The following is a 26,220-nucleotide window of genomic DNA, read 5'->3' on the forward strand; positions in this document are numbered from 1 at the left end:
GTGAGCCTTCCGCCATGTGCCCGGGTGCGCTAAGCGTTGAGCCGAGGGGGACAGGGAGTGGAGGGACTCACGGTGAAGCGTCTGTTCGTCACGGGTGGCACGGGGTTCATCGGCACGCGGTTCGTCTCGCTGGCGTTGGAGGCGGGCTACCGGGTGCGGGTGCTCACCCGGAATGCGCGGGCCGCCGAGCGGTGGAGGCACGAGGGAGTCTCGGTGGTGTTGGGAGATCTGCTCACCCCGGGACCGTGGCAGGAGGAGGCGGCGGCGAGCGACGAGGTGGTGCACCTGGCGCAGCCGCTCACCTTCGGGGCCCGGGTGACGCACCAGCGGGCCGAGGCCTACCGGGAGCAGCGGCTGCGCATGGACTCGCTGCTGCTGGACTCGCTGAAGCCGGGCACGTTGAAGCGGGTGCTCTACGTGGGGGGAACCAGCTACTACGGAGACCAGGGCCCCCACCTGGTGACGGAGGACGCCACGCCGAGGCCCACGGGGTGGGGCCCGTACATCGCGCCCGCCATCGAGTCCCTGCCCCGGTACCTGGAGCGCGGGCTGCCGATGGTGGAGGCCTATCCCGGCTCGGTGTACGGGCTGGGCTCCTGGTTCGTGGAGTACGCGCTGGTGCCGTTGAAGGCGGGCCGGCGGCTCTTCGGGCTGAAGGAGACGCTCACGCACCAGATGTCCCCCATCCACGTGGACGACTGTGCCCGGGCGCTGCTGCACCTGCTGGAGCACGGCGAGGTGGGCCGGCGCTACTTCGTGGTGGATGATCAGCCGGTGACCTTCGGGGACCTGACGCGGGTGGCGGCCGAGACGCTGGGCGTCTCGTACCGCAAGGTGTTCCTGCCCCGGTGGGTGTGCCGGCTGTTGCTGGGGCCGGTGGTGACGGACTCGCTGACGAGCGAGGCGCGGCTGTCCAACGCGCGCCTGCACGGCACGGGCTTCCAGTTCCGCTACCCCACCATCCGCGAGGGAGTGCCCGCGCTGGTGCGGCAGTGGCTGGAAGCGCGCGGCGGGAGCTGAGAATCAGACGCGCGAGTCGCCCTCGTGCACGGCCCGGCCGCCCGCGAGCAGCTTGGAGATGTGCAGGAGCCGCTCCGTGCCCAGGCGCATGAGGGCGGCGCGGATGCCGGGCTGGCTGGAGAGGTACCGCTCGAAGGGCTCGCGCCCCAGCCGGAGCACGTGGCAGGGCGTCTGCGCGCGCACCGTGGCGGTGGCGGGCTGGCCGAGCAGCAGGGAGATTTCACCGAAGACATCGCCCTCGCGCAGCGGGGGGAAGGCGGTCTCCTGCCCATCGGGGCGGCGGAACAGCGGCGTGCACTGGCCACTGAGCAGGAGGTAGAGGGCATCGCCCCGCTGTCCCTGCTCGATGAGGACGCGCCCGGCCTCCACCGTCTGCAGCTCGAAGATGTGGGCCAGTGACTCGCGCTGCGCGGGGGCCAGCGCGGAGAAGACGGGATGGCTGCGCAGGACGTTGGCCAGCAGCCGCTCCCGGTAGAAGGCCTGCACGATGTTGCCGACGGCGGCGTACTTGAAGGCGATGCGATCCATGCGCGTGCGGTGGAGCTCGAGCGCCAGGACGTGCTGGGCGGCCACCACGCTGGCGAGCCGGGGGCTCTCGGAGACGAGGGCGATCTCCCCGAAGAACTCGCCCTCTTTCAGCGAGGACAGGGTGCGCAGCTCGCCCGCGTCCATCTTGCGCACCACGTCCACCTTGCCCTCGACGAGGACGAAGGAGGAGCGGCCCATCTCGCCCTCGGTGATGAGGTGCTGTCCGGGAGCGAAGGAGCGGAGCTCCAGTACGCTGATGAGGGACATGAAGGGCTCGCGGGCGAGCTCCGAGAAGAGGGGCACGCGCGGCAGGGCACTGGCCCCCGGGGTGGGAGCGGCGGGGCGCGAGGCGGAGGGCTTCGCGTAGAGGTCCGCGAGCAGCTGGGGGGTGCGCGTGTGGGCCGGCTCGAGCTGGAGGAGGACCCGGCACACGGCGATGGAGCGCAGCGGCTGGCCCTGCATGGCCAGCTCGGTGGCCAGGGCCTCACCGGTGGCGAGGGCCTCGGCGGTAGGTCCGAGGGCCTTGAGCTGTTCGAGCCGGACGTGGAGGGGGTCGGACATGGCCCCCCCTGTATGCCACAGGCCCCGGATCCGCGCAGCCTGGCTCTCGAGAAGGCCCAGGCTCAAGGCCGCGGCGGCGTGTAGACGATCTCGATGTCCTCGATGTGGTTCTCCTGGAACAGTTTTTCGAGGATGGCCACCCTCCGGGAGTCCGCCACGTGCCAGCGGACACGAAACCAGCCCACCCTGCCCGCCTGCTGACCGGCCTGCTTCCGCGTGCTGTCCGCGCCTCGAGGAGTGACTCCGTCATCCGGCACGTAGAGACCGGCGGGGCGGACCCCATGCGGCACCTCGAGGCGTCCATCCACCGGGAAGAGCCGCCCGCTTTCGATCGCGTAGAAGGGGCCCACCTCGAAGGGGCCCGCGCGCAGCGTGCCGTCGTCCGCCAGGGCCACCTCGCCCGCCTTCTGCACGGCCCCCCCCGTGTCGGGCTTCACCAGGTAGCCATCCGGACGGAGCACCAGCAGTTGGCCGAAGCGGCGCATGCGCGCATGCAGCTCGTCGAGCGACACCGGGGATGAGCCCGCCGCCACCTCCAGCAGGAGGTGTGCCGCCATGCGCCTGGGAGCGAAGTGGCCCGGCGTCACCGGCGTGGACAGCAGGGAGGGGAGCACCTCCAGCGCTTGCGCGGGAGACAGGGTGCGTCCGTCCCCGGGCAGCGAGGTGGAGGGCACTCCGGCTCGCACGAGCAAACCCGTGAGGGTCTCGGCCTTGGAGCGGGCAGGGTCCATTCGCTCCCTGGCCTCCGGGCTCTCCGAGGGCTTCAACGGCCGGTAGCGATGACTCCCCGCCAGGCCTCCACCCAACGGGTAGCCCGTCGCACACCCGGCCTGCATCAGGAGCACCAGCACCGCCAGCATCCCGGCGGCCCCCCACTGCGGCACCTCCCATGAGCACATGCGTTGCGTTTCACCTGGCGTACCGACCCCCTCCCCTGGACTTCGGGACTCCCTGGACATGGCAGTGGCCTTTCTCCGGACTGCAACGCCCCGGAAGGTAGGCCGTCCACCCGCCCTCCCTCACTACACCTCGGGAGGTATGGCCAGGCAGCGGGAGCGGGCTACACCACCGCTCCACGCGAAGCACCGTACCAAGAGCACAGCGCTATCGCTGCTGTCATGAGACCGACCGCAGCGGGCGGGAGGGCTCGGAGAACCACACCGGAGCGGCCATGGTCATGCTCCGTTTTCCGGGTTCTCCTTCTCCCTGGCTCCGCGAGGTGGAGCACGGGGAGTGTTGCCCATGAATGCCGCTGTCTGGTGTCGGTCCATGTCCCAGGCCACGAGGCATGGGGCCCTCCTGGTGTTCGTCACGCTGCTGACCGGGTGCACCACCACCTCCGGTGGACCGCCGCCCATGTGGAAGCCGGAGGTATCACGCTTTCGCTCGCCCTTGATTCCCGCGTCCTCACCGCGAACCTTCGCGGCGATGAGCGGGGGGCCGGCGGTGGTGGAAGAAACCACCGGGTCCGCAGCGGGTGGGCAGGCCTGCGGGTCGACGGTTCAGGGCTACAATGTCCCCGGACGCAATCCGGACTCGCGCATGCCCTGGCAACTCTTCCTCGGCGGTGCGTCCCACCGGTTGATTGCACATATGTACGGCGTCAATCACCCGGATACGCGGGCCTACTACAACAAGGAGCCCATCGCCGCCATCATTGGCGACACAGGCAGTGGAAGGGCATCCCTCCTGCGATCAGACGAGCGCAAATTGTGTCCGGACATCACGGACATCACACGCCGGGTTCTCTTCGAGATCAAACCCTGGCACGAGCAAGGTCTCCTGGAAGGCCGCGAGGAGGCGCGCACCTACCTGACAGCACTGAACCGGACCATCCTGGTCGGCAGGCACTTCACGGGTGGCACGGACTTCCACGGCGAAATCCTGGTTCGCTTCGCGCGGGGCCAATACATCTGGCGGCTGGAGTGGCGGACGTCCGAACCGGGAGTCGTCCTCTACCGATGGACGCGTAGCCAGCAACGCTTCGAATCCGAGGCGGCGGCGTACGAGGCCGGGCAGTGGACGGACCTCTCGGTGGAGGAGTTGCGACAGTATGGCGGATGGGTGGAAAAAGCAGTGGAGGACATGATCAGCCGGCGCGAGAAGCTCGCCACCGTCAGCGGGGCCGTAGGCCTTGTCATCGACCTCGTCGGCGAGGCCGCGAGGGTGGTGCTCTGGGGGGCAATCATGGGCCGGATGGGCTCGACTACCGGAGCGCGGCAACCGCCCGCCCAGGGGGGTGGTCAGGTCATCCCCTTTCCAGCACGACCCGCCCCCGCCGCACCGCCGGCCCAGGTGCCCGCGGCCGCGAACATGCCCCTTTCTCACTGAGGATCCGGTTTGTTAGGACGGTCCCATGTCGCCCGGAGAAACCGCTTCATTGCAACTCCCCGCCTTCCTGCATGGCACCTCCCGCTCGGTCCAGCAGAAGGTGAAGCGGGAGGGGCTACGGTGCGCCGAGCAGTATCGGAAGGAAGGAGCCTTCCCCGCGCCCCGGCAGCTGCTGGAAGTGCCCCTGGGTGAAGTGGTGGTGGCGCAGGGGGTGGTGGACTTCCAGCATGAACACCCGGCCTGGCGCCTGTACAGGGTGTCCGATGTCTTGCGAGAGGTGTGGGAAGCGCTGCAGTGGGAGGACTCATCGGCCGTGAGAGATGCCTATGAAGCATCCTTTCTGGAGACCGCCTGGGGTGCGCTGTTCTTCACACTCGCGCGGATGGGCCCGGTGAGCGCGGAGCGCACGGCGCGGCGCCTGGAGGCGGTGTTGCGCTTCTGGGACCCCCTCGATTGCGCGCGCTATCTTTTCAAGAAACCGGGTGCGGCCCAGACCCTGGAGGAGCTGATGGTGGACGCCTGTGGCTGGGCCATGGACGCGTGGTGCCCGGAGCGGGAAGGCCCGGTACGTGCACGTCTGGAAGGTGCGGCGGAGCGCATGGCGCGGGCAACGCGGGAAGACTGCCTGGAGGCCATTCTCCGGCAGATGCCCCGGGCCCTTGCCGCCGGGCGTGACCTGAAGCACCGGCAGGTGTTGGCCGACCCCGTCTTCCAGCGTGAGCGCCTGACCAGGCTCGACACGGCCTCCTTCGAGCGCGTGTCCGGTGCGTGCACGTCGGAGCTGCTCGAGAAGCTCTATGATTGGGACCAGGAGTTGGGGCTGCAGTAGGGGGCCCGCTGCCCCATCGAAGCAATGACCGGTCCCGCCGGGCGTACAATGAAAGCCCCGCAGAGGAGAACGCCATGGGCTCCCCCGAGGAGACGAAGCCGAGCCGCCCCAGATGGAAGCTGTACCTGTTGGATGTCGTCGCGCTGGGCGTGCTGTTCGTGGGGCGTGCCAGCTTCGCGGACCACTACCACGTGCCCTCCGGCTCCATGGAGCCGACGCTCGCCATCAAGGACCACCTGGCGGTGGACAAGCGGGCCTACGGGCTGCGCATCCCCCTCACCCACACGTGGCTCACCGAGTCGGAGCCCCAACGGGGGGACGTCGTCGTCTTCGACTCGCCCATTGACGGCAAGGTGATGGTGAAGCGGCTGGTGGGGCTGCCGGGGGACCGCATCGCCTTCGATGGTGAGGCGCTCGTGCTCAACGGCCAGCCGGTGGCCCAGGAGCAGACCGGGGACGGCGCGCGGCTCGAGCTGCTTCCGGGCGCGAAGCACGCGCTGCACCCCGAGCCGTACCAGGGGCCGGGGATGGACGAGGTGGTGATTCCGCCGCGGCACTACCTGGTGCTGGGGGACCACCGGGGCAACTCGGCGGACAGCCGCGTCTGGGGACTGCTGCCGCGCGAGAACCTGCTGGGCCGCGTGATGGCGGTGCTCTACAGCTCGCGCGAGGGGCTCTCCGGTGGCGAGCGCTGGTGGATTCCGATGCGCACGGATGAGGGAGCCAGCGTGGATCCGCGCCTCACCCGTTAGCCCGGGCCCGGGCCCGGCGGACGTGCCCGCCCGTCACTCCCGCGAGGACGAGACCGGCGTCGCCCACCGGACGTCACGAGCGAGCATGGAGGAAGGCCCTCGCCCACGCTGGGGACGGTGCTTCCCGTGCATGGGGACGGGACCCACCTTGTCCCGCGGAGCAGACGTGCCTGCAGGAGGGCCAGGTGATGAAACATCCCGCGTCGCCGAGAGTCGTCACCCTCGTAGGACCCCAGGGCGTGGGAAAGACGACCCTGTTCGAGTCGCTGTTGAGGTCCACGGGGGCGGAGGAAATACGCACACCGGGAAGCGGCGGTGCGGCCACCGGACGGAGCATGACGCTCGAGCTGTCCGTGGCCCACACGCGCTTCCTCGGAGAGGAGTGGACCTTCATCGACACCCCGGGCGCGCCCGAGTTCACCCAGGAGGCGCGCCACGCCCTCATGGTGAGCGACGCGGCCGTGGTGGTGTGCGACGCCTCGCCCGAGCGCGCCGCGGCCCTCGCGCCCCTCTTCACCTTCCTGGATGCACGGCGCATCCCCCACCTGCTCTTCCTCAACGTGCTCGAGGAGGGTGGCTCGCCGGTGCGCGAGGTGCTCGAGGCCCTCCAGGCCGTCTCCTCCCGGCCGCTGGTGATGCGGGAGATACCGCTGCGCGAGGGCGGGCACCTGGTGGGCGTGGTGGACCTGGTGAGCGAGCGCGCCTGGGGCCAGGGCCAGGAAGGCAAGCCCGCGCTCGTCTCCCTTCCGGACTCGGACAAGCCGCGCGAGGAGACGGCACGGCGCGAGCTCATTGAACGGCTGGCGGACCTGGATGACGCCCTGCTCGCCCAGCTCCTCGAGGACGTGATTCCCCCGCCGCAAGCCCTCTACGGGCAGCTGGAGCGGGCGCTGCGCGAGGACCGGCTGGTGCCCGTCTTCCTGGGCTCGGCGGAGCGGGGCCTGGGCCTGGAGCGGCTGCTCAAGGGCCTGCGGCACGAGGCCCCCACGGTGCAGGAAACGCGCGAGCGCCTGGGCATTCCCAGCGAGATGCCCATGCTGGTGCAGTCCTTCAAGACCCAGCACCAGCCGCACGTGGGCAAGCTGACCATGGTGCGCGTCTGGCGGGGCGGGCTGCAGGAGGGAGACACGCTGGCCAACAGCCGGGTGGGCGGCGTGCAGCGGGTGCACGGGACGAAGCAGACGGCCGCCGGGACGGCCCGCGAGGGCGAGGTGGTGACGGTGTCCCGCGTGGATGCCTTGCGCACGGGAGACCTCGCCGATGCCCAGGGCACGCTCACGCCGAAGGGCTGGCCCCTGGCCGCGCCGCCGGTGCACCAGCTCGCCATCGTCGCCGAGAAGCGCACGGATGACGTGAAGCTGACGAGCGCCCTGTCCCGGCTGGTGGAGGAGGACCCTTCCCTGTCGGTGGACCAGGAAGCGGACACGCAGATGCTGCTGCTCGGCGGACAGGGCGAGCTGCACCTGCGTCAGGCCCTCGAGCACCTGCGCGCGCGCATGCGCGTCCCCGTGGTGACGAAGCCGCTGCCCATCCCCTACCGGGAGACGATCCGCAAGACGGGCTCGCACCATGCGCGCTTCAAGCGGCAGTCCGGTGGACACGGGCAGTTCGGCGACGTCGTGGTGGACGTGAAGCCGCTGCCACACGGAGAGGGCTTCCGCTTCACCTCGGCCGTGGTGGGGGGCGCCGTGCCCAAGCAGTACATCCCCGCGGTGGAGGAAGGCGTGAAGGACGGCCTGAGACGCGGGCCGCTCGGCTTCCCCGTGGTGGACGTGGAGGTCACCCTCACCGGCGGCACCTACCACTCGGTGGACAGCTCGGATCAGGCCTTCCGCACCACCGGGCGCCTGGCCATGGTGGAGGTCCTCCCCAAGCTGGAGCCGGTGCTGCTCGAGCCCATCCTCCAGGTGGAGATCCACGTGCCCAACGAGGCCATTCCCCGGGCGCAGCGGCTCGTCACCAGCCGCCGGGGACAGATTCTCGGCTTCGACACGCACCCGGAGATACCGGGCTGGGAGGTGCTCACCGCCTACGTGCCGCAGGCGGAGATGCAGGGCTTCATCGTGGAGCTGCGCTCGGCCTCCTCCGGCCTGGGCAGCTTCGTCACGCGGCATGACCACTACTCGGAGCTGGTGGGCAAGCAGGCCGAGCGCGTGGTGAGCCACCAGCAGCAGGCCGCGGCGGAGCGCTGACTCCCTCTCCCTCTGGCAGAGGGTCGGGGTGAGGGTCTCAGGGAGCGGGTGGCGAAAGCGCCCGCAGCCCCTCGGCGATGGCGGTGGCGATGTTGCCCATCAAATCCTGCCGAGCGTTGACGACGTAGAGATGCGGAGTCAGCGCCCACACCTCGCGCACCACGCGCCGGGGCGGTGGGGGCGGCTGGGTGCTCAGCTCGGCCTGGAGCAGGGGCAGCACCTTGTCGGACAGGCGCAGCGCGGTGTCCATGACGAAGATGGCCAGGTGGGGGCGCAGCGCGCGCACGCGCCGGAAGAAGGCGCCCACCTCGTCGGACGCCAGGTGCTTGGGCGGCGAGGACTTCATCTCCAGGTAGAGCAGCCGGCCCTCCGCCGCGGCCACCACGTCCAGATCGCCCCCCACCTCGGGCGCGTGGAACTTCACCCCCACGGCCACGTCGAAGCCGAGCCGCCCGCGCAGCTCTCGCGCCACGTACCACTCCAGCGTGCCGCCGAAGTTGTGGGCCGGGTGGCGCAGGCGGTAGCGCCCGCCCTCCTCGCGCTCGGCGAGCCCGAGCTCCACCAGCGTCTCGGCCGTCTTCGCCGCCTGCGCGGCCCCCACGTAGCGCGTGGCCTCGGTGGGCAGGAAGCTGCCGCGCCGCAGGATGGCGCCCCGGAGGAAGAGGCGGAAGGAGTAGTGGCCGAGCTGTTCCGCCAGCTTCTCGGCCGCCTCGCCCTCGAGGTCCGCCGGAAAGGGCAGATCCAACGGGGCCACGGAGGGCTGGAAGCCCCGGCGCACGAGCATGGCCAGGGCCTCGCTGCCGGCGGGCAGCAACAACCTCGGCACGGGGGGCGCCCCCGCGGCGTACAGCTCCAGGTCCCTTGCCGTGGGCAGGTTCCCGGAAGGTGGCGGCTGCTGTGTCATACCCTCCCCCTGGCCGCCGCACGGGCGCGGCCCCGTTCACCGCCGCCTCACGAGTCCCCGAGAAGAACCGGCTGCGCCCGTGAAACTATCATCGACCGGACCCGCCGCGCTGGCGCCGCTGGAGAGCCGCATCGCGTCAAGGGCGAGGCGCCTGCACGCCCTCCGGCCAGGCCGCCTCCCGTGGGCACTCGCTGCTAGGCTGCGAGGGCTCATGAATTCCATCTTCTCTCGGGTGGGCTGCGCCGTGGCGTTGCTCGCCATCTTCCCAGCGTTCGCGGCGCCCGCCGCACCGCCGGCACCTCTGGATCCTTCGCGGATCGCCACCCACCTGGAGGCGGAGCTGAAGGCCGCCCACCAGGCCGTCGAGAAACACGGGGCCCGGATGGAGGGCCTCGTGGGCCCCTCGCTCCGAGGAGACGCGCTCGCCACGGAAGCCCGGGCGCTCCAGGCCGAGCTCCCGGACCTCATCCGCGACAACCCGCACCTCTTCGAGGAGCTCCTCGGAACGCTTCGGACGCTCGAGCAGCCGTCGCCAGGTGCGCTCCCGAAGCAGGGACCGGGACTCTCCAAGCTCCTGAACGAGCAGCTGCTCCAGGGAATCCACCGGTTCGGCCAGCGGGTCGGCGCGCCTCCCGCCCTCGTCGTCTCCGGCGGCGTGAGCCTGGGCTCGTACCAGGCCGGCTTCCTCTATTACTACACGCTGTTCCTCCATGACCGCGCCGGGGTGCTGCGCGCGATTCCCTCCGAGAACCGGGACTCGCTGCGCTCGCTCGGCGTCGAGCTGCCGGATGATCCGCCGGGCGGCTTCACCATCGTCACGGGCGCGTCGGCGGGCTCGGTGAATGCCCTGCTCTCGGCGTACGCGGGCTGCCGCGCGCCGGAGCGGATTCCCAGCAAGAGCCTCTTCTTCCAGACGTGGAACACGCTCGCGCTGGAGACGCTGCTGCAGCCGGGGAGCGTGGGCACCGACCACACCTTCTCGTCCAAGCCCGTCATGGACGCCATCGAGCGGCTCAAGACGTTGGACCCTGACGGCTGGCGGAAGTGCCGGTTCTCCCTGGGCGCGACGACCACGCGCCTCCAGGGCCGGGAGATCGACCTCGCCCAGTCCGGCACCATCCGCAGCCGTTCGGGAGAGCAGCTCCGGCTGGCGCGGTTCACGGAGAAGTTCCTGCTCACCGCGCAGGGAGACGCCCAGCGGGCCCCCGAGTTCTGCCCCTTCCCGGGGTGTGACGCCCAGGCGCCCTACTCCACGTTCTATCCCCGGCTGGCCCAGCCGGAGGGGGGGCCCATTCCCGTGGACAACGTCTTCAACATGGTGGCGGCCTCGGGCGCGTTCCCCACCGCCTTCGAGCCGCGCGTCATCGCCCACCGCTACTTCGACACCCGCACGGGCAAGTGGGTGGAGGACAACACGGCCCGGTTCGCGGATGGCGGCATCTACAACAACAACCCGCTGGATCTGGCGCTGCGGATGTCGCAGTGGGAGACGCCCGCGCTCCGGGGAAGCCACCGCATCCTCTACTTCGATCCCAACGCCGTGGATTGGAAGTGGGCGCCCGAGCAGACGCAGCCCTTCGAGGGCCCCGGGTTGCTGGCCACCTACGAGGACCTGCTGGCGGGCTTCGCCGGGACGGCGATGAGCGCGCAGCTGATGGACACGCTGGAGACGGAGCCGGACATCCGCGAGCGCATCGACGTGCCGGTGCGCCATGCGCCGCTGGCGGGTGAGTACCTGCTGGCCATGAGCGCCTTCCTGGACGAGGACTTCCGCACCTTCGACTTCCACCGGGGCATGGTGGATGCGTGGCACTTCGTGTCGAAGGAGTCGGACACCCGCATCCTCTTCCAGGAGCTGGCCCACGCGAACCCCGAGGCGCCGCCCACGACGGTGGGGGTGGACTCGCCCCTCTTCGCGTGCTTCCTCGCCTTCGAGCAGTCCGTCGCCGACGAGCCGGCCACGCTGCCCGCGTGCAGCCAGCTCCAGACGGAGGAGAGCCAGAATGTCCTCTCGCTCATGGCCGTCTCGCGGAAGATGCGGAAGGACCCGACGCTGTCGCTGAGCAACAACTTCGAGCGCTTCACGGAGGCGCTCGCGACGCGCGGGTATGTGTTCCGCTCGGGGTTGCTGAAGGGGCAGACGGCCTCGGCGCTCCAGGGCAAGTTCCGTCAGGTCTTCGGGGACGCGGTGACCGAGCTGACGCACCAGCAGCCGCGCTCGCAGCAGTTGGGCTTCGGGATGGCCACCAAGCTCGCCCTGGACAGTGCCATCGCCTACCAGCCGGTTCCGTTCTACTCGCTGGTGGGCATCACCTCGGGGGGCCTGGAGCTCGCGGTGTCTCCGTCGCTGATGCACTGGAAGGAGAAGGAGCTGCGGCTGCGCTCGGGCGTGCGGGTGTCCTACGGAGAGTCGGTGCGGTTCTCCGGCGGCGTGAGCCCTCCGGACTTCGACACGGCGGCCTACGTCAGTGGAGCGTTCGGCTTCGGCCCGCCGCCCATCCGGTTCGAGGCGGGCCTGGGCCTGCTCACCGAGGCCTCCTACATTCCAGACACGAGCAAATGGGTGGCGGTGCGCTTCGCCCTGGAGGGCTCGGTGATGGTGGTGGCCGCCGAGCACCTGGAGATCAGCCTGCGTCCGAGGCTCTATCTGGACGGAGGCCGTGCGAGCTCGCCGCTGTATGTCCCCACCACCACCAGCCCCGACGCCCCCCAGAAGTTCGAGGCGCTGGGACTGCTGCTCGGCGCGGGCTGGCGGTTCTAGAAGGGGTGGTTTCAGAGACCGGGCCTCGGCCTCGATGCAAGCGATTCAGAGCCGCGTACAGTCAAAGCCCGGAGAGAACATGTCCTCGCAGTCCTCGCAGAGGAACCACTCCTCTCCGTGCTCGCACTTGATCAAATCGCCATCCACCTGCTTCGGGCTCTGCGCACAGCCAATGCACTCGGACGTGCGCTTCAGCTTGCTCGCATGCTGCATCTCGTGCAGCTTCCTCTTCTTGCTGACGGTGGTGCCCGTCACTGTCGGATTCGAGCCTTTGTTCTTCTTGTTCTCGGTCACACTGAAGTTGACCGGGTCCTCGACGAAGTTGTGAATGGGGCTCGACGGGGCCAGCTCCGGATCCTTGTTCACCGCATAGTCGTCGTAGAAGGTGTTGAAATCAAAGGCGGTCCCCAGCTTCAGCTTCTTGGTGTTGAGGCTCGGAGACAACGCCGAAAGGCGGAACTCCGGAAGCTGTGAGGCGCCGAGGTGAACGATTCCGCCGGGCAGCACCTCCTTGGGCCGGTGCTTCGCGTTACCGCAGACATGCTTGTAGGCGAGCCAGGTGGTTCCGATCTCGCTGGACGGTGGGCGGAGGACGAAGAAGTTCACCTTGGCGCCGTCGTGGTTCTTGCTGAGCTTGTCATCCGTGTAGAGGACCATGTGGCCCAGGACGCCCTGGTTGCGGTTGCTGCACACCATTCCCTTTGACTCGAACGAGCCAGTGGCTCCACCGATGAAGCCCTTCCGGGGATTCACGCAATTGGTCGAGTAGAAGCGCTGGAGCGAATTCGAGTCACAGAGGTTCTTGATGATCTCCTGGCGGGGGTGGCCATGGACGTGGCGCCCCGCGGAGATGAAGGCCGCCGTCGGTTTGATGTTGTCGACGAGGTCCTCGGAGGTGCTCGTCTCCGCTCCATGGTGGCCACACTTGAAGGCACAGACGTGCTTGGAGAGGTCATCCAGCTTGTCTTCAATCCCGGAGGTGAGGTCTCCCGCGGTGTAGTAGACGAATGAGTTCATCCGCAGCAGGCAGGCGATGCTGGCGACATTGTCGTCCTTGAGCTCGGGAGTGCCGACGTGGATGATTTTCAGCTCGCACTCATCATCATCGATCAGCAGCTCATCCGTTGTGGCCACCTCCCAATCGACACCGGAATCCTCGCAGGCCTGATTCAGTCCGGCGAACTTCTCCTTGTTGTAGCCAAACTTGGGGACCAGGAGCTTGCTCACGGTGATGGTGCCGGACCTGATGACCGGAACGAGCCCCTCGTGATGGTCATTGTCGAGGTGGGTGCATACCGCGAAGTGCAGTCTCGTCACGCCGAGCCGCTCGAGGCACCGGACGACATATTGGCCCCGGCACTTCCTGCCCCCGTCGATGAGCACGTGGGTGTCGCTGCCCGGAGCGAGGAGGCTGATGAGCGTGGACTCGCCCTGGGAGACATCGAAATGGATGATGCGGAGCTTCTTCATGGAGGATCCGCCCGCGCTGTGAGGGCCCCCAGTAAAGGCGCCTCGTACAGAGGGGTCAAGGAGGCGGGTTGCCGGCATCAGCGCACGCCCAGCATGACGGAGCGGGACTGCGCGAAGCGCTCGGCGACGAAGCGTCCCGTCCCCCACTCCTGGTCCTCCCAGCAGGAGAGGAGCAGGCAAGCATGGCGCTCGAGGCAGCGGCCAGGAAACAACCACACTGTCCAATGGGTGGAACAGTCCTTACCGCCTTCAGTGGCTAACGGGCTGACCGGCGCCGCCGCATACTCCTCTCATCACGACACGCCGCCACGGCGGCGAACCCACAACCCCGAGGAGAGAAAAAATGAGCAAGCCCTACAGCCGTCTGGACAGGGACAACGCAGTGGTGTTGCTGGTGGACCACCAGGCCGGTCTGCTGTCACTGGTCCGCGATTTCAACCCGGACCAGTTCAAGAACAACGTGCTCGCCCTGGCGGACCTCGCGGCCTACTTCAAGCTCCCGACCATCCTGACGACCAGCTTCGAGCAGGGCCCCAACGGCCCGCTCATTCCGGAGCTGAAGGAGAAGTTCCCGGATGCGCCGTTCATCCCCCGCCCCGGGCAGATCAACGCCTGGGACAACGAGGACTTCGTCAAGGCGGTGAAGGCCACCGGGCGCACGCAGCTCATCATCGCGGGCGTCGTGACGGAGGTCTGCGTGGCCTTCCCGGCGCTGTCGGCCCTCGCCGAGGACTTCGAGGTGTTCGTCGTGACGGATGCCTCGGGCACGTTCAACGAGATCACCCGCCACTCCTCCTGGGACCGGATGTCCGCGGCGGGCGCGCAGCTGATGACGTGGTTCGCCGTTGCCTGCGAGCTGCACCGCGACTGGCGCCGTGACGTCGAGGGTCTGGGCGCGCTGTTCTCGAACCACATCCCCGACTACCGCAACCTGATCACCAGCTACAGCACGTTCAAGGCAGCCAATCCCCTGCCCAGGGCCGTGCCCTGAGCCAGACGCGGCCAGAGATGGGGGCAGCGTGGCCGCTGCAGCTGTTGCTCGAATGAGCGTCTCCGCTCCGAGGGAAGCGCTGGAGCCGGGTGCGCTCACGGCGGGCGGGGGTGCGCAATCCGCGACGGCCCCGCCCGCGCTGCTTCCGCGGATGTAGCGGGACTACTTGTCCCAGATGCCGATGCCGTAGCTGTAGGTGGTGAACTTCGTACCGGGCTCGCCGCGGATCACCTCGATACCGGCGTTCACATCGTCCACCTTGTGATTCCAGGTCGTGCGCGGCGTCCCGATGTTCGTGAGGTGTTGCAGGAAGGGCATGAAGTTCACCGCCACGGTGCGCCGCGTGTTGGCGGAGATCTCCGAGTTCTGCATGGTGAAGGTATACACCGGAGTGGAGCCGTAGGTGGTGAAGGAGCCCTTCTTCCAATAGCGGCCATCGATCAGCGTATCCGGCGTGCCGTCATTGCCATGGTTGGAACGCAGGATCTCGATCTGCACGATGTAGGGGTTGGCGTTGTTCATGTCGCTCAGCCGCAGCTCCCACATCACGTTGTAGGAGGCGGCGGACCAGTTGGTCGAGCTCATGCCGTGATCCCAGGTGGAGCGGAAATTCTTGGTTCCACCCTCCCAGACGTAGATGCCATGCGTGGACTTGTTGTGCGGATAGGCCTTGATGTAGCTGGGGTTGATGTAATTGCCGTTGGCATCGAAGAAGGCCGCCGGGCTCGAGGACGACAGCCGGCCGTTGGCCTGGAAATCGACGCTCCAGGAAGCCGTGGCCCGGCTCTGGATCTGGAAGGACATCCGCAGCGGTGTGCCGAGATCGCTCGTGGAACGCGCGGTGTTCTTGGGACCCCAGATATTGGGGTAGAAGTTGATGCCGCTGTTCATCGCCTGCGGGCCCCAGTAGGGATTGGTGACCTGCGCCTGGGTCGTCGGGGCATAGGTATAGGACCAATCCTGCGCGAGCGCCGGGGTGGAGGAAGCCAGGACGAAGGCGCACAGCATGGCCGGAGCGCCCGACAGGGTTTTCAGGGAGGAGGTGAGCATGTTCGTGTTCTCTCTTCTTGGGAAATGGTCACGCGGAGGCGGGACCAGGGGGGTGGGAAAACATTGAAATGGACGTCCGGGAGCGGCCATCTCAGGCGCTGGAGCTCGAGCGCCGGGCCCTCGCACTCATCCGTTCCACGAGACCGCCCAGCGCGGCGAGCAGGACCAGGCCGAGCAGGATGGCACCCGCCCGTGCGTAGGGCGCTGCCGGCAAGGTGCCGGGCACGGGGGGCTCGAGCTCATACTCGAGGGAGAGCTGCTGGTAGAGCGCGTCGCGCGTCTGCTCGTGGATGACGAGTGCCTCCTCGTTGGAGAAGACGTGCGCGAGGTACGAGCTCTCGACGAACTGGTGATCGTTGCGGAAAACCATGCGGTGCTGGCCGGTCTCCAGGGCAGGCAGCCGCGCGGTGAAGGTGAAGTTCATCTGGGCCTCGCCCGCCGCCAGGACGCTGGCGGATGGGAACCGGGCATCCGCCAGGACGAGGGTCAAGGCCTGGCCATCCACGGAGAGGGAGAGGTCCTCGAGCAGCGCATCGATATAGGCGCGCTGCTCCACCTCGGAGAGGTGTTGATCTCCGTCCGCGTCGATGAACCGCGCGACCTGGCCGGCCACGAGGGTGCCGGGGCTCATGTCGAGCTCCAGCTTCACCTGGTCGCGGCCCAGGGTGAGGTAGGCGGATTGCCCATGGTGCTGTGGGTGCGCGGCGGCCGGCGCGGTCAGGAGCAGCACCAGGGCGAACAGCAGGCTCCCCGGCAGCCGGTCCTCCCACCTCATGGCGAGCCGGGCGCTCACTCGAGGTACCCGGCGCCGTAGTCGTTGGCGAAGTCGCGGTACATCGCGTGCGTGTGATTGACCGCCGAGCCGCCCATCTGCTGGGGCGAGTATTCGATGAACAGGGTCGGTCCCGTCACCCGGAAGTAGGCCGCGCTGCCCGGGGTGACCGGGCCGTACCAGGCGAGGTATGTCTCGGCCAGGTGCGACTGGATGTCCGCCATCCGCACCGCGGTGTCCTCGTCATTGAGGAGGCCAACCCGCTCCTGGATGAGCGCGAGCAGCAGCGCCTGCTGCCCGGCCGTGAGCTCGCTCGCGTTGATGCCCTCGGAGGTGAGCGTCTTGCCGTCCTTGCCGGGCCCGAGCACCAGGTCGATGGGGCTGGCACCGAGAATGGCCTTCTGCTGCTGCTCCGGGCCGAGGGCGTTGATCAGCTCGAAGGACTTGTCCACCTCGCCCCCCTGCGGGCGGATCGTCACGCCGTTGGCCGTGTAGATGGCCGGCTGCGCCCCGGTGAGGCTGGGGGCGAGCGTGATGTCGGCGCCCACGATGGTGGCGTTGAGCGCCATGTGATGCCCGCCGAACTGCACCCTCCACGGACTGGTGGCCGATGGAGTCCCGAGGATGGAGATGTAGTACTCCGCCCTGCCGAAGGTGAACGGCCCCCCGGTGGTGGTGCTCTTGAGCACCTCGTCGGCGTTCACGGCGTCCACCACCTGCTGGTAGCCCTTGGCGCTGAGGAGGGTGGCGAGCAGCTCGAAGGTGGCCTGCTGCTGCGTTTGCGTCATGCTGCCCAGCTTCACGCCCTTGCGCTGGAAGCCGCCGGTCGGCAGGTTCGACCAGCGGGTGCGCTGGGCCGAGTCGTCGTAGTCGAAGCGGACCTCGCTCTTCTGGGTGCCGTCCAGGCTCTCCAGGAACTTCTGGGCGGCGGTGACGCACTTGTAGGTGTTGTCTCCCTCGGGCGGCGCGGGGACGGAGATGGGCGTCGAGGGGGTGGACCCACCACACGCGTACAACGCGGCAACCGACGCCGATAGCAGCAACCTGGATGCGAAGGGACGGCTCACTTGGGACTCCTGAGGGAGGGGGCGCCTCCTGGGGGCGCGAGCCAGCCCTTCGCAGGTTCCATGCCACCTGGACTTCCAATGGTTTCAACCCTTTAGGGCATCCGCCGTTGTACCCAGGCCGTGCAGGTGTACCCGGAGCGTACGCTTTTGGACACGGGGGCCCGCGGGCTATGGTGCTCCAGGTCAGATGTCGCTTCGCCGTCGCTTCATTCTGGTGCTCGGACTCGCCGTCATCGCGCTCGGCGCGGCGGCGCTCGCGGTGCTGCAACTGCGTGCGCAGAGCGCCACGGAGAGGGCGAAGGCCGCGTTCGCCCAGGCCGATACCGTGGTGGAGGCCCTGTCGGGTCAGCTCGAGGCCAACCCGTCGCTCGAGCTGGCGGCCAGCGCTCCGGCGGAGCAGGCGCGGTTGCGGAGCTTCGTCGCCTCGCTCCTGGCCCCGCTCGTGGATGCGAGCGCGGGTTACTGCGCGAGTGATGGCACGCTGCTGCTCACCGAGACCGTGGCGCCGCCCATCTCCGAGCCGGACCCCAGGCTCGCGAATGGGCCGCATGCGCATGTCTTCAACCGCCCCCACCGGTTGCTCCCTCTGGACCAGCATGCCGTGGAGGAGGCGTGCCGCGCCCAGCGAGCCGGGCACCTGGAACACGGGCGCTTCACCGCCCCCAAGGACGTCCTCTTCATCTCCGTCCTGGGGACCGCGCGCCCGGTGGCGGCCTGGGCGCTCGTGCGGCTGCCCAACCGTGCTCGGGAGGGCACGGGGGCCGGGTGGGCGGTCCACGTCGGCCTCATCGGTGTCCTCACCCTGGCGCTCGTCGGACTCACCGCGGAGGCGCTGTGGCTGCTGCGGCGGGGGGCCGCGCAGTTGCTGCAGGCCCAGGAGCGGCTCGCCCAGAATCTCCACACCGAGGTGCCACGGCCTCGGGCGGAGGAGTTCGCGCGCCTGGCGGAGGGGCTGCGGACGATGGCGCACAGACTCATCGCGGCGCAGGAGCGGGAGCGGTTGCTGGAGCGCCGTCTCGGACAGGAGCAGCGCCTGGTGTCGCTCGGACGGGTCATCGCGGGCGTGGCCCACGAGGTGCGCAACCCCCTCACGGGGATGAAGCTGCTGCTGGACACCATGCTCCGCCGCCGGCTCGATGAGCGCTCGAAGGGAGACATCGCCACCTGCCTCCAGGAGATAGAGCGGTTGGATCAGGTGGTCGGCTCGCTGCTGCTCGTGGCGCGCAAGGTGGCGCCCACCAAGGCGCTGGTGGACCTCGGGGCGCTGGCCGACGAGCGGCTGCGTGCGGCCGAATCCCTGGCGCGGGAGCGGCGCGTGAGGCTGGTGCGCCAGGGTTCCGCCCTCTGCATGGCCAACCGCGAGCAGATGATCCGGGTGCTCGACAACCTCGTTCGCAACGCCATTGAAGCCAGCCCGCGGGAAGCCGAGGTGCGCATCCACCTCGAGCGCTCGGAGCAGCAGGTGCGCCTCATCGTCGTCGACCGGGGCGAAGGCGTTCCCCTCCAGCGCGAGGGCGAGCTCTTCGAGCCCTTCTTCACCCTCAAGCCGGAGGGGACCGGACTGGGCCTCTTCCTGTCTCGCAGCCTGGTGGAGGCCCACGGGGGGAGCCTCGCCTATCACCGGGAGCCGGGTGAGACGCGCTTCGTCGTCACCCTCCCCATGGAAGGTTCAGATGCCTGACGTGCCCTGCATCCTCGTCATCGACGATGACCGGACCATTCGGGAGGCGCTCGCCTCGACACTCGAGGAGGCGGGGTATGCCGTGCGCGCGACGGACGGGGTGAAGGCGGGGCTGCGCCTGTTGCAGGAGGGAAGAACGGACGCGGTGCTGCTGGACATCCGCCTCAAGGACGGAGACGGGCTGGCGCTGCTCGCGGAGCTGCGGCGGATGAAGCCCGGGGTCCCCGTCATCATGGCCACCGCGTACGGAGACAGCGAGCGCACCATCCGCGCCATGAAGGAGGGGGCCTTCGACTACGTGACCAAGCCGTTCAACCTCGAGGTGTTGCTGGCGAGCGTGGCCCGCGCCGTGCGCACGCCTCCGGTGGCCCGGGTGGAGCGGCACTCGGAGGGGACCTTCATCGGCTCGAGCCCCGCGATGCTGGAGGTCTGGAAGGCCATTGGCCGGGCGGCGGCGAGCGACGTGCCGGTCCTCATCACGGGCGAGAGCGGCGTGGGCAAGGAGCTCGTCGCCCAGGCCATTCACGCGCACTCGGCGAGGCGGGCGGAGCCGTTCGTGGCGGTCAACATCGCCGCGCTGTCCCCCTCCCTCATCGAGAGCGAGCTGTTCGGACACGAGAAGGGCGCCTTCACCGGGGCCACGCTCCGGCGCGAGGGCCGCTTCGAGCTGGCCGCCAGGGGCACCCTCTTCCTGGACGAGATGGGGGAGATGGACCTGGCGCTGCAGAGCAAGCTGCTGCGCGTGCTCGAGGATGGGCGCTTCGAGCGCGTGGGAGGTACCGAGCCGCTCGTCTCCCAGGCGCGCATCCTGGCGGCGACCTCGCGTCCGGTGACGCCGGGGGCGCCCCAGGCCTCGCTGCGCGATGACCTCTACTACCGCATGGGCGTGGTGCGTATCGAGGTGCCGCCCTTGCGCAAGCGGCGGCAGGACATTCCGCTGCTGGTGGACGCCTTCCTGCGCCGGGCGAGCGCCCAGCGGCGCGCGGTGTCCGAGGCGGCGATGCGGCACCTGGTGAGCTACGACTGGCCCGGCAATGTCCGCCAGTTGCTCCACGCGGTGGAGAACGCCTGCGTCATGTCCACCGCCGAGGTGCTCGACGTGGCGGACTTCGAACCGAGGGGCGCGGCGTCGCAGGAGCCGCTGCCCGAGGATTCCGACCTGGATCTCACGCGCAACCTCGAGCGCCTGGAGCGGCGGCTGCTCGAGCGGGCGCTGGAGAGCGCCAAGGGCAACCGTGCGCAGGCGGCGCGGCTGCTCGGCATCCGGCGGGCGCTGCTCTACGCGCGGATGAAGCACCTGGGGCTCTCCTGAGGCGGAGCGCGGAGGCCGGGGCACTCATCGGGGCACTCATTCCTGCACGCTCGGGCGCATCACGCCCACGGGGACCAGCACGCGCACTTCGAGAACTGGGTGCCCAACTACGGCATCGATGACCCGTAGGCGGGCTCGTGCGGCACGCCCTACACGCGGTGGACCTCGCAGGGCGCGTACCGGGGCCTGCCGGGAATCGCCTGTCAGTAGCGGTTGACGGGTGAGGGGGAGTCCCTGACCGGGGAACCGGGAGGCTGGGTGGAGGATCCACCCACCTCTCGGGTGGGAGGGACGTGCTCACGTCTCGCGGCGGCTACCGCGGAACAGCCCTCCAAGGAGAATGAGCGCGAGGACAGCGCCCGAGCCCGGCGAGCTGCCACAGCCGCAGCCGCCCGTGCCCTCGTCGGGAGCAACTCCGCCTCCGCCACCCGTGCCACCATCACGCGGCGAGCCCGAGCCTCCATCCGGAGCGGGGCCGGTTCCTCCATCTGGAGCGGGGCCGGTTCCTCCATCCGGAGCGGGGCCGGTTCCTCCATCCGTCCCTGGGGGAACGGTCGAGAACGTCGCCTTGATCAAGTGGGCTTGGGTGACCGTGTGAACGAGCGGGTTGCCTGAACCCGCGGGGACTCCATCGACCGTCCAGGCGCTGAAGCGAGAGCCGGTGTCTGGGATCGCGGTGAGGGTGATCGTGCTCCCGGCCGGGTAGCTGGCGAGGTTGGGTGACACGTTGACCGAGCCGCCGGAGGTGACGGAGATCGCGAGCGGGTAGCTGGCGGTCGCGCTCCCAGTGGTGGTGAACGTCTGGTTCGCCCCGAAGGTGGTCACCCCGGTCGAGGAGACGAAGCGCAGGCGCCATTGGTAGGTCGTGCCGGGCGAGAGGCCGGACCAGTCGATGTTGATATCGGCCCAGTCATGGTCACCGATCGCGAACGGGCCCTTCCCGGGGAGTCCGTAGGAGGTGCTCGTGCCCAGGTCGGCGTAGGCGTTGCCCTGGGTATAGTGGTTCCAAAGTCTCCCAGCCGTCCTGGCCGTCGTGTCACCGAGGGTGAGGGTGGAGGGGCTCGGGTAGGAGATCGCCGGCGGGTTCGGGAAGACGAACACCCCGATCCGGGGGAACTGGGTATACGTCGAGTCGGTGATGACCTTGATCGCGGCCCGGAAGTACTCGTTGGTGGAAGAGCCACTCAGCGTCTTCTTCGACAGCAAGGGGACCCAGAGCTCGAACATCTTCCCGTAGGGAACGGGGAAGGTCGTGTTCTGGGGCTGGTAGAAGACGTGGCCCCCATTCGGCCCGAGGTACGGCGTCTGCGGGCACTCGGAGCGAGGGAGCTCGGACTGCGCACCAGTCGAGATCTCGGTGTAGACGCAGCGCACGGGATTCTGCGTGCTGATCGCGAGCACCGTCTGAGGCGGCAGAAGCAACTCGGGAGAGACCTGGGCACCTCCGGAACAGGCGTTCCCAATCACCGCCAGGCGTGCGGTGACGTAGTAGACGTCGCCCACCTTGGGAGTCGAGGAGTCGCCGTAGTAGCCGGCCTGGGCCTTGGTCAGGACTTCGTAGTTCCCCGTGACGCAGGCGTAGTGCCAGGCGTCATCGAAGACACCGTAGTTCCACGCGGGAGCCGCCGACGCGGAGCTGACGAGCAACAGGCCCAGCGCGACAGCGCCCCAGGCGGAAATACTTCGTCGATTTCGCATCCATTCCCTCCATTGTAAACCTTTGACGCTAGGTCTTGGATGCTGAAAAGTATAGGACGGAGAGGAGACATCACTCACATCCCGGAAGGGGATGCGTGGACTCCGTCAGCGCACGGCCACCGTCACCCACGTACGGGTAGAAATGGGGATGGAGCACCAGCCCCTCCCCCGGGCCGAACTCCAGGTCCAGGTGGTATAAAACCTTTTCCGGGGCCGTTCGTGGAAGCGTCCATGATCAAGCACTCGCTCCTGTGTCTCGGCCTGATGGCACTGCCCGGTTCCGCTTTCGCGGAGTCTCCCCCCGCCACCAAATCCGCCCCTCAGCAGAACCGCCCCGCCGTGACGCCCGGGGCGCTCGAGGCGGCCAGCTCCGCGCCCAGGGTGCAGATCGCCCTGCTCCTGGACACCAGCAGCAGCATGGACGGCCTCATCGAGCAGACCAAGCGCCAGCTGTGGACGGTGGTGAATGCCTTCGCGAAGGCCCAGCGGGACGGCCAGCAGGCCCGGCTGGAGATCGCCCTCTACGAGTACGGCAACGACACGCTCTCCGCCGAGAGCGGCTACATCCGCCAGGTGGTCCCGCTCACCACGGACCTGGACCGGGTGTCCGAGCACCTCTTCGCCCTGAAGACGAACGGCGGCAGCGAGTTCTGCGGCCAGGCCATCCAGAAGGCCACGCAGCAGCTCGAGTGGAGCAAGTCCAAGAAGGACCTGAAGCTCATCTACATCGCGGGCAACGAGCCCTTCAGCCAGGGGCCGGTGGCGTTCCGCACGGCCATCTCCGCGGCGAAGGAGCACGGCATCATGGTGAACACCATCCACTGCGGCCCCCCGGAGGTCGGCGCGAACAGCGGCTGGGCCGAGGCGGCGCGCTTCGCGGGCGGGCAGCCCTTCAACATCGACCAGAACCAGGCCGTCGCGATGATCGCCGCGCCCCAGGACGAGGAGATCGCGAAGCTGGGCGTGGAGCTGAACAAGACGTACCTGAGCTACGGGCGCGCGGGCGCGGAGTCCAAGAAGCGCCAGGAAGCCCAGGACGTCAACGCCAGCGGCAACGCCGTCAGCGCCACCACGCGCGCCATGTCCAAGGCCTCGCGGCTCTACGACAACTCGAGCTGGGACCTGGTGGACGGCACCAAGCAGGGCAAGGTGAAGCTGGAGGCGCTCAAGGACGAGGAGCTGACCGAGGAGCTGCGCGGCAAGAGCGCCGAGGAGCGCAAGGCCGTGCTCGAGGCCAAGGAGAAGGAGCGCGCGGAGCTGCAGGCCCGCATCCAGAAGCTGAGCCAGGAGCGGCAGCAGTACCTGGCCGGCAAGCAGAAGGAGCTGGCCGCCGAGGGGAAGAACACGCTCGACAAGGCCATCCTCGACTCGGTGCAGACCCAGGCCAAGGCCCAGAGCTTCACACTGGAGTGAGGGCCGGTGATATGACGCGTGGCGTCGAGCGGGAGGGCTGTGCCAAGCTGCGCCGCCCCCCGCTCGTACGACCGAAAGGAAGCGTCTTGAGTCCGTCGCGCCCCCTGGAGTTTGCCCGTAGCACGGAGAAGGAGCCCCACCTGGAGCGGGCCCGCGCCATCCTGCGTGCCCATCCCGAGATCAAGGACCTGTGCGGCCCCACGCCCATCACGGCCCTCTTCGTGCTGCTGCTGGTGGGGGGACAGGTGGCCATCGCCTGGGCCCTGCGTGACTCGCCGTGGTGGGCGCTGCTGGCCACGGCGTGGCTGGTGGGCGCCTTCATCGACCACGGCCTGTGGGTGCTCATCCACGAGTGCACCCACAACCTCGTGTTCCGCAGCCCGCGCCTCAACGCCGTGCTGCAGCTCTTCACCAACCTGCCCATCCTCTTCCCGGCGGCGGCGTCCTTCCGCAAGTACCACCTCATCCACCACCGCTTCCAGGGGGACCCGGAGCTGGACGCGGACCTGGCCACGCCCTTCGAGGCGAAGCTGATCGGCAACTCGTTCTGGGGCAAGGCCTTCTGGGAGCTCAACTTCTGGGCCTTCCAGGCCATGCGCGTGTCGCGGCTCAAGCGCATCCCGCTCGTCGATGGCTGGTACATCGCCAACTTCGCCATCCAGATCGCCTTCATCGCGGGCGTCTGGGCGCTGCTGGGGCCTCGCGCGCTCGTCTACATGTTCCTGGCGTCCATCTTCGCCATCGGCCTGCATCCACTGGGCGCGCGGTGGATCCAGGAGCACTTCCTCGTCAAGGCGCCCCAGGAGACGTACTCGTACTACGGGCCGCTCAACTGGGTGGCCTTCAACGTGGGCTACCACAACGAGCACCACGACGTGATGCGCGTGCCCTGGACGCGGCTGCCCCAGGTGCGCAAGCTCGCCCCCGAGTTCTACGACTCGCTGCACTACCACACGTCGTGGACGGCGCTGTGGCTCAAGTTCCTCTTCGACCCCTCCCTGTCGCTCTACAGCCGAATGACGCGCACGGGCGGCTCGGGAGACGGCACGGTGCAGGCCGAGGACTCCGCCAAGGCCGCCTGAGCAGAACGGGAGCCGGGTGCCCGCGAGGGGCCCGGCTCAACCCACCGCCGCCAGGGGCGACTCGGCGTAGCGCGTGAGCAGATCCCTCGGCGTGCCGAACACGCCAATGGCCCCCGCGGACCGGAGCTCCTCGTCCGTGAAGCCGCCGCACACCAGCCCCACGCACCGCATCCCCAGCCGCACGGCGCCCTCGACATCGCAGGGCAGCGCCGCGATGGCCAGCACGTCGTCGGTCCCATCGAGCCCCAGCAGCCGGACGGCCTCCGCGGGAATCTCCTCGTGCAACCGGTTGCGGTCCACCTCCGCGTCCGTGGTGCGCGCGTCGATGAGCGCCTCCACCCCGAGCAGCTCGATGTAGTGCTCCAGCTCGTCCGGGTCCGCGGTGGAGGCCAGGGCGATGCGCCAGCCGTCCTCGCGCAGGTGCCTCAGCAGCTCGGGAGCCCCGAGGAAGGGCCGCACCTTGTGCAGGTACTCCTCGTGGAAGAGCGCCCGGTAGAAGCTCGCCAGCTCGTCGGCGTAGCGCAGGTACTCGTCCTCGGGGAGGAATACGGAGAGGAACCGGTCCCCCATGCGCGCCATCTGCGCGAGCACCCGGGGCAGGCGCACCTGACGGCCGTAGCGCGCCAGGGCCTCCTGCCAGGCCCGCGCGCGCAGCACGTGGGTGTCCACCAGCGTCCCATCCACCTCGAAGACGATTGCCTTGGGCACTCCGTACATCCTCCGGTTACGAAATCGCGCACTCCCAACCCCCGTCGCCCCCCGGGAAAGTCCAGGGCCGCAACCGGACGGCCGAGAGGCATGCGCCTCGCCTCCCAGCCCCCCAGCAGCCGGGCAGGAGGGCCGGGACTCACTCCCGGGCGTGGCGCCTCACTTCGTGACAAGCGCCTCTCGTATGACGAGCGCGTGGCCTCAGTCCCTCCCGGGGCCCCTTGGAAGCACAACCGCCCAAGAAGATGGCGCGTGCCTGGCCTGCCCGGAAAGAAGGCAGGTGATTGCCGTGTGTGATAGTCGTCCTGCCGGAGTGAGCGGGTATTGCTTGCTTGGACGCCGCCGCTTGGGGTGTTTCCGGAGGGCGCGCACGATGAGGACTCACCCGTGGGCCGTGCTGCCGCTGTGCCTCTGTCCAGCGCTGGACGGGGCAATGGATTCTCCCTCGCCCGACAGCGAGTCTCCCCTGCCAGCTGCCTACGCCACGTGGCGCTACCTGGCGCGCCTGGAGGCCACCGGGCTGGCGCTGCTGCCAGGCGGCGATGTGGGGGGAGTGGAGCGCTACGCCCAGGTAACTGATGGGGCATCGGGCCCGGGTGCCTTCGCCTCGCTGGGCCTGGGGGTGGACCATGCGCGCTGAGGCGTGGGCGTCCAGGTGGGCGGCGCTGCTGGGGGCTGTGCTGCTCTCCACCGGCTGCGTCACGCTGGCGCCGAGACAGGGCGGCAGCACCTCGGAGGGCTCCCGCGCCTTCTCCGCGTTGCGAGAGACGGCGGCGACTGCGTCCCCGCTCGAGGCCCCCTCCCCTCTTGCGTCTACCGAGCTGGGCAAGCACGCCCTCTCCGCCGAGCCGGGCGCGCAGGAGCGGCTGCACCGCCGCCGCAGCGCCCGTGGACTGGGCCCGGACGCGGCCCTGGTGAGCGTGGGCGAGGCGCCCGCGTCCGAGGTGGCCAGCGCGGGGCCTTCCCCGCAGGAGCCGCCCTCGTGCGGAGGGCAGGCCGTGCCCCCGGGCTGGCCCGACTTCTCCTCCAGCCGTGACGAACTGCTGGCGCCCTTCCTCACCTGTACGTCGCCCGGGGAAGTCCTGGCCCTCCAGGAGC

The 26,220-nt window shown here is 69.0% G+C and carries 22 protein-coding genes and 1 pseudogene; 13 read left to right on the top strand and 10 right to left on the bottom strand.

Going from position 1 to position 26,220, the window contains the following annotated elements; translation table 11 throughout:
- Positions 1-72 precede the first annotated feature (72 nt).
- Entirely contained in the window at positions 73-1,020 is a 948-nt protein-coding gene (locus VFZ09_RS25810; RefSeq protein ID WP_329730320.1) for an NAD-dependent epimerase/dehydratase family protein, read from the top strand.
- Between the two features lie 3 nt (positions 1,021-1,023).
- Here the strand turns inward: VFZ09_RS25810 and VFZ09_RS25815 are convergent, their stop codons facing one another.
- Together VFZ09_RS25815 and VFZ09_RS25820 are read right to left on the bottom strand one after the other, a co-directional pair.
- Positions 1,024-2,109 (bottom strand): cyclic nucleotide-binding domain-containing protein, encoded by a 1,086-nt coding sequence (locus tag VFZ09_RS25815; protein ID WP_329730321.1) that lies wholly within the window; start codon positions 2,107-2,109, stop codon positions 1,024-1,026.
- Between the two features lie 62 nt (positions 2,110-2,171).
- Entirely contained in the window at positions 2,172-3,008 is an 837-nt protein-coding gene (locus VFZ09_RS25820; RefSeq protein ID WP_329730322.1) for a hypothetical protein, read from the bottom strand.
- A gap of 403 nt (positions 3,009-3,411) precedes the next feature.
- Between VFZ09_RS25820 and VFZ09_RS25825 the strand changes: the two genes are divergently transcribed.
- The 4 genes from VFZ09_RS25825 (at position 3,412) to VFZ09_RS25840 (ending at position 8,213) form a co-directional block, all read left to right on the top strand.
- Positions 3,412-4,440, top strand: coding sequence for a hypothetical protein (locus VFZ09_RS25825; protein WP_329730323.1), 1,029 nt, complete (start codon positions 3,412-3,414; stop codon positions 4,438-4,440).
- 25 nt (positions 4,441-4,465) lie between these two features.
- Positions 4,466-5,269, top strand: a complete 804-nt coding sequence (locus tag VFZ09_RS25830; protein ID WP_329730324.1) for a hypothetical protein — start codon at positions 4,466-4,468, stop codon at positions 5,267-5,269.
- Between the two features lie 74 nt (positions 5,270-5,343).
- Entirely contained in the window at positions 5,344-6,021 is a 678-nt protein-coding gene (gene lepB / locus VFZ09_RS25835) for a signal peptidase I (RefSeq protein ID WP_329730325.1), read from the top strand.
- Between the two features lie 188 nt (positions 6,022-6,209).
- On the top strand, positions 6,210-8,213 hold the full coding sequence (locus VFZ09_RS25840; protein ID WP_329730326.1) for an elongation factor G: 2,004 nt from the start codon (positions 6,210-6,212) through the stop codon (positions 8,211-8,213).
- A gap of 37 nt (positions 8,214-8,250) precedes the next feature.
- Here VFZ09_RS25840 and VFZ09_RS25845 read toward each other — a convergent pair whose 3' ends face one another.
- A complete protein-coding gene (locus tag VFZ09_RS25845) occupies positions 8,251-9,117 on the bottom strand; it encodes a hypothetical protein (protein ID WP_329730327.1) in 867 nt (288 codons plus the stop codon).
- 211 nt (positions 9,118-9,328) lie between these two features.
- On the opposite strand from VFZ09_RS25845, the gene VFZ09_RS25850 reads away from it, so the two are divergent.
- Entirely contained in the window at positions 9,329-11,878 is a 2,550-nt protein-coding gene (locus VFZ09_RS25850) for a patatin-like phospholipase family protein (RefSeq protein ID WP_329730328.1), read from the top strand.
- Positions 11,879-11,923: 45 nt separating this feature from the next.
- On the opposite strand, the gene VFZ09_RS25855 is transcribed toward VFZ09_RS25850, so the two are convergent.
- Together VFZ09_RS25855 and VFZ09_RS25860 are read right to left on the bottom strand one after the other, a co-directional pair.
- Entirely contained in the window at positions 11,924-13,348 is a 1,425-nt protein-coding gene (locus VFZ09_RS25855) for a hypothetical protein (protein ID WP_329730329.1), read from the bottom strand.
- A 77-nt stretch (positions 13,349-13,425) separates the two neighbouring features.
- Positions 13,426-13,560: a hypothetical protein gene (locus tag VFZ09_RS25860; protein WP_329730330.1), complete on the bottom strand. Its 135-nt coding sequence runs from the start codon at positions 13,558-13,560 to the stop codon at positions 13,426-13,428.
- A gap of 131 nt (positions 13,561-13,691) precedes the next feature.
- Here VFZ09_RS25860 and ycaC point away from each other — a divergent pair, with 131 nt between their 5' ends.
- Positions 13,692-14,339 (top strand): isochorismate family cysteine hydrolase YcaC, encoded by a 648-nt coding sequence (ycaC, locus tag VFZ09_RS25865; protein WP_329730331.1) that lies wholly within the window; start codon positions 13,692-13,694, stop codon positions 14,337-14,339.
- A 162-nt stretch (positions 14,340-14,501) separates the two neighbouring features.
- On the opposite strand, the gene VFZ09_RS25870 is transcribed toward ycaC, so the two are convergent.
- From VFZ09_RS25870 to VFZ09_RS25880, 3 genes are all read right to left on the bottom strand, one after another.
- Positions 14,502-15,389, bottom strand: a complete 888-nt coding sequence (locus VFZ09_RS25870; protein WP_329730332.1) for a hypothetical protein — start codon at positions 15,387-15,389, stop codon at positions 14,502-14,504.
- 91 nt (positions 15,390-15,480) lie between these two features.
- Entirely contained in the window at positions 15,481-16,164 is a 684-nt protein-coding gene (locus tag VFZ09_RS25875) for a hypothetical protein (RefSeq protein ID WP_329730333.1), read from the bottom strand.
- 14 nt (positions 16,165-16,178) lie between these two features.
- Positions 16,179-17,228, bottom strand: a complete 1,050-nt coding sequence (locus VFZ09_RS25880) for a DUF3500 domain-containing protein (protein WP_329730334.1) — start codon at positions 17,226-17,228, stop codon at positions 16,179-16,181.
- 187 nt (positions 17,229-17,415) lie between these two features.
- On the opposite strand from VFZ09_RS25880, the gene VFZ09_RS25885 reads away from it, so the two are divergent.
- Both VFZ09_RS25885 and VFZ09_RS25890 read left to right on the top strand, forming a co-directional pair.
- Complete coding sequence (locus tag VFZ09_RS25885; protein WP_329730335.1) at positions 17,416-18,909, top strand: HAMP domain-containing sensor histidine kinase; 1,494 nt, start codon at positions 17,416-17,418, stop codon at positions 18,907-18,909.
- Positions 18,902-20,221 (top strand): sigma-54 dependent transcriptional regulator, encoded by a 1,320-nt coding sequence (locus tag VFZ09_RS25890; protein WP_329730336.1) that lies wholly within the window; start codon positions 18,902-18,904, stop codon positions 20,219-20,221. Before VFZ09_RS25885 ends, VFZ09_RS25890 begins: the two co-directional genes overlap by 8 nt.
- Positions 20,222-20,518: 297 nt before the next feature.
- Here VFZ09_RS25890 and VFZ09_RS25895 read toward each other — a convergent pair whose 3' ends face one another.
- Positions 20,519-21,919 (bottom strand): InlB B-repeat-containing protein, encoded by a 1,401-nt coding sequence (locus VFZ09_RS25895; protein ID WP_329730337.1) that lies wholly within the window; start codon positions 21,917-21,919, stop codon positions 20,519-20,521.
- 231 nt (positions 21,920-22,150) lie between these two features.
- Here VFZ09_RS25895 and VFZ09_RS25900 point away from each other — a divergent pair, with 231 nt between their 5' ends.
- Complete coding sequence (locus VFZ09_RS25900) at positions 22,151-23,332, top strand: vWA domain-containing protein (protein WP_329730338.1); 1,182 nt, start codon at positions 22,151-22,153, stop codon at positions 23,330-23,332.
- A gap of 86 nt (positions 23,333-23,418) precedes the next feature.
- The gene (locus VFZ09_RS25905; protein WP_329730339.1) at positions 23,419-24,414 is read left to right on the top strand and encodes a fatty acid desaturase; all 996 of its coding nucleotides are present in this window, start codon (positions 23,419-23,421) and stop codon (positions 24,412-24,414) included.
- 36 nt (positions 24,415-24,450) lie between these two features.
- Here the strand turns inward: VFZ09_RS25905 and VFZ09_RS25910 are convergent, their stop codons facing one another.
- Entirely contained in the window at positions 24,451-25,122 is a 672-nt protein-coding gene (locus VFZ09_RS25910; RefSeq protein ID WP_329730340.1) for an HAD family phosphatase, read from the bottom strand.
- Positions 25,123-25,555: 433 nt separating this feature from the next.
- Here VFZ09_RS25910 and VFZ09_RS25915 point away from each other — a divergent pair, with 433 nt between their 5' ends.
- Positions 25,556-25,762, top strand: a complete 207-nt coding sequence (locus VFZ09_RS25915; protein ID WP_329730341.1) for a hypothetical protein — start codon at positions 25,556-25,558, stop codon at positions 25,760-25,762.
- Positions 25,752-26,220 (top strand): annotated as a pseudogene (locus tag VFZ09_RS25920) (hypothetical protein); the annotation flags it as partial. The gene VFZ09_RS25915 and the pseudogene VFZ09_RS25920, both read left to right, overlap by 11 nt.

Origin of the sequence: Archangium sp., from assembly GCF_036277355.1 — a bacterium.
Lineage (GTDB): Bacteria > Myxococcota > Myxococcia > Myxococcales > Myxococcaceae > Archangium.

Bases quoted from the DNA above. Each gene is read 5' to 3' on its own strand.
- VFZ09_RS25815 (WP_329730321.1), bottom strand. From the start codon at position 2,109: ATGTCCGACCCCCTCCACGTCCGGCTCGAACAGCTCAAGGCCCTCGGA.
- VFZ09_RS25820 (WP_329730322.1), bottom strand. From the start codon at position 3,008: ATGTGCTCATGGGAGGTGCCGCAGTGGGGGGCCGCCGGGATGCTGGCG.
- VFZ09_RS25830 (WP_329730324.1), top strand. From the start codon at position 4,466: ATGTCGCCCGGAGAAACCGCTTCATTGCAACTCCCCGCCTTCCTGCAT.
- lepB (WP_329730325.1), top strand. From the start codon at position 5,344: ATGGGCTCCCCCGAGGAGACGAAGCCGAGCCGCCCCAGATGGAAGCTG.
- VFZ09_RS25840 (WP_329730326.1), top strand. From the start codon at position 6,210: ATGAAACATCCCGCGTCGCCGAGAGTCGTCACCCTCGTAGGACCCCAG.
- VFZ09_RS25845 (WP_329730327.1), bottom strand. From the start codon at position 9,117: ATGACACAGCAGCCGCCACCTTCCGGGAACCTGCCCACGGCAAGGGAC.
- VFZ09_RS25850 (WP_329730328.1), top strand. From the start codon at position 9,329: ATGAATTCCATCTTCTCTCGGGTGGGCTGCGCCGTGGCGTTGCTCGCC.
- VFZ09_RS25855 (WP_329730329.1), bottom strand. From the start codon at position 13,348: ATGAAGAAGCTCCGCATCATCCATTTCGATGTCTCCCAGGGCGAGTCC.
- ycaC (WP_329730331.1), top strand. From the start codon at position 13,692: ATGAGCAAGCCCTACAGCCGTCTGGACAGGGACAACGCAGTGGTGTTG.
- VFZ09_RS25870 (WP_329730332.1), bottom strand. From the start codon at position 15,389: ATGCTCACCTCCTCCCTGAAAACCCTGTCGGGCGCTCCGGCCATGCTG.
- VFZ09_RS25875 (WP_329730333.1), bottom strand. From the start codon at position 16,164: ATGAGGTGGGAGGACCGGCTGCCGGGGAGCCTGCTGTTCGCCCTGGTG.
- VFZ09_RS25885 (WP_329730335.1), top strand. From the start codon at position 17,416: ATGTCGCTTCGCCGTCGCTTCATTCTGGTGCTCGGACTCGCCGTCATC.
- VFZ09_RS25890 (WP_329730336.1), top strand. From the start codon at position 18,902: ATGCCTGACGTGCCCTGCATCCTCGTCATCGACGATGACCGGACCATT.
- VFZ09_RS25895 (WP_329730337.1), bottom strand. From the start codon at position 21,919: ATGCGAAATCGACGAAGTATTTCCGCCTGGGGCGCTGTCGCGCTGGGC.
- VFZ09_RS25900 (WP_329730338.1), top strand. From the start codon at position 22,151: ATGATCAAGCACTCGCTCCTGTGTCTCGGCCTGATGGCACTGCCCGGT.
- VFZ09_RS25915 (WP_329730341.1), top strand. From the start codon at position 25,556: ATGGATTCTCCCTCGCCCGACAGCGAGTCTCCCCTGCCAGCTGCCTAC.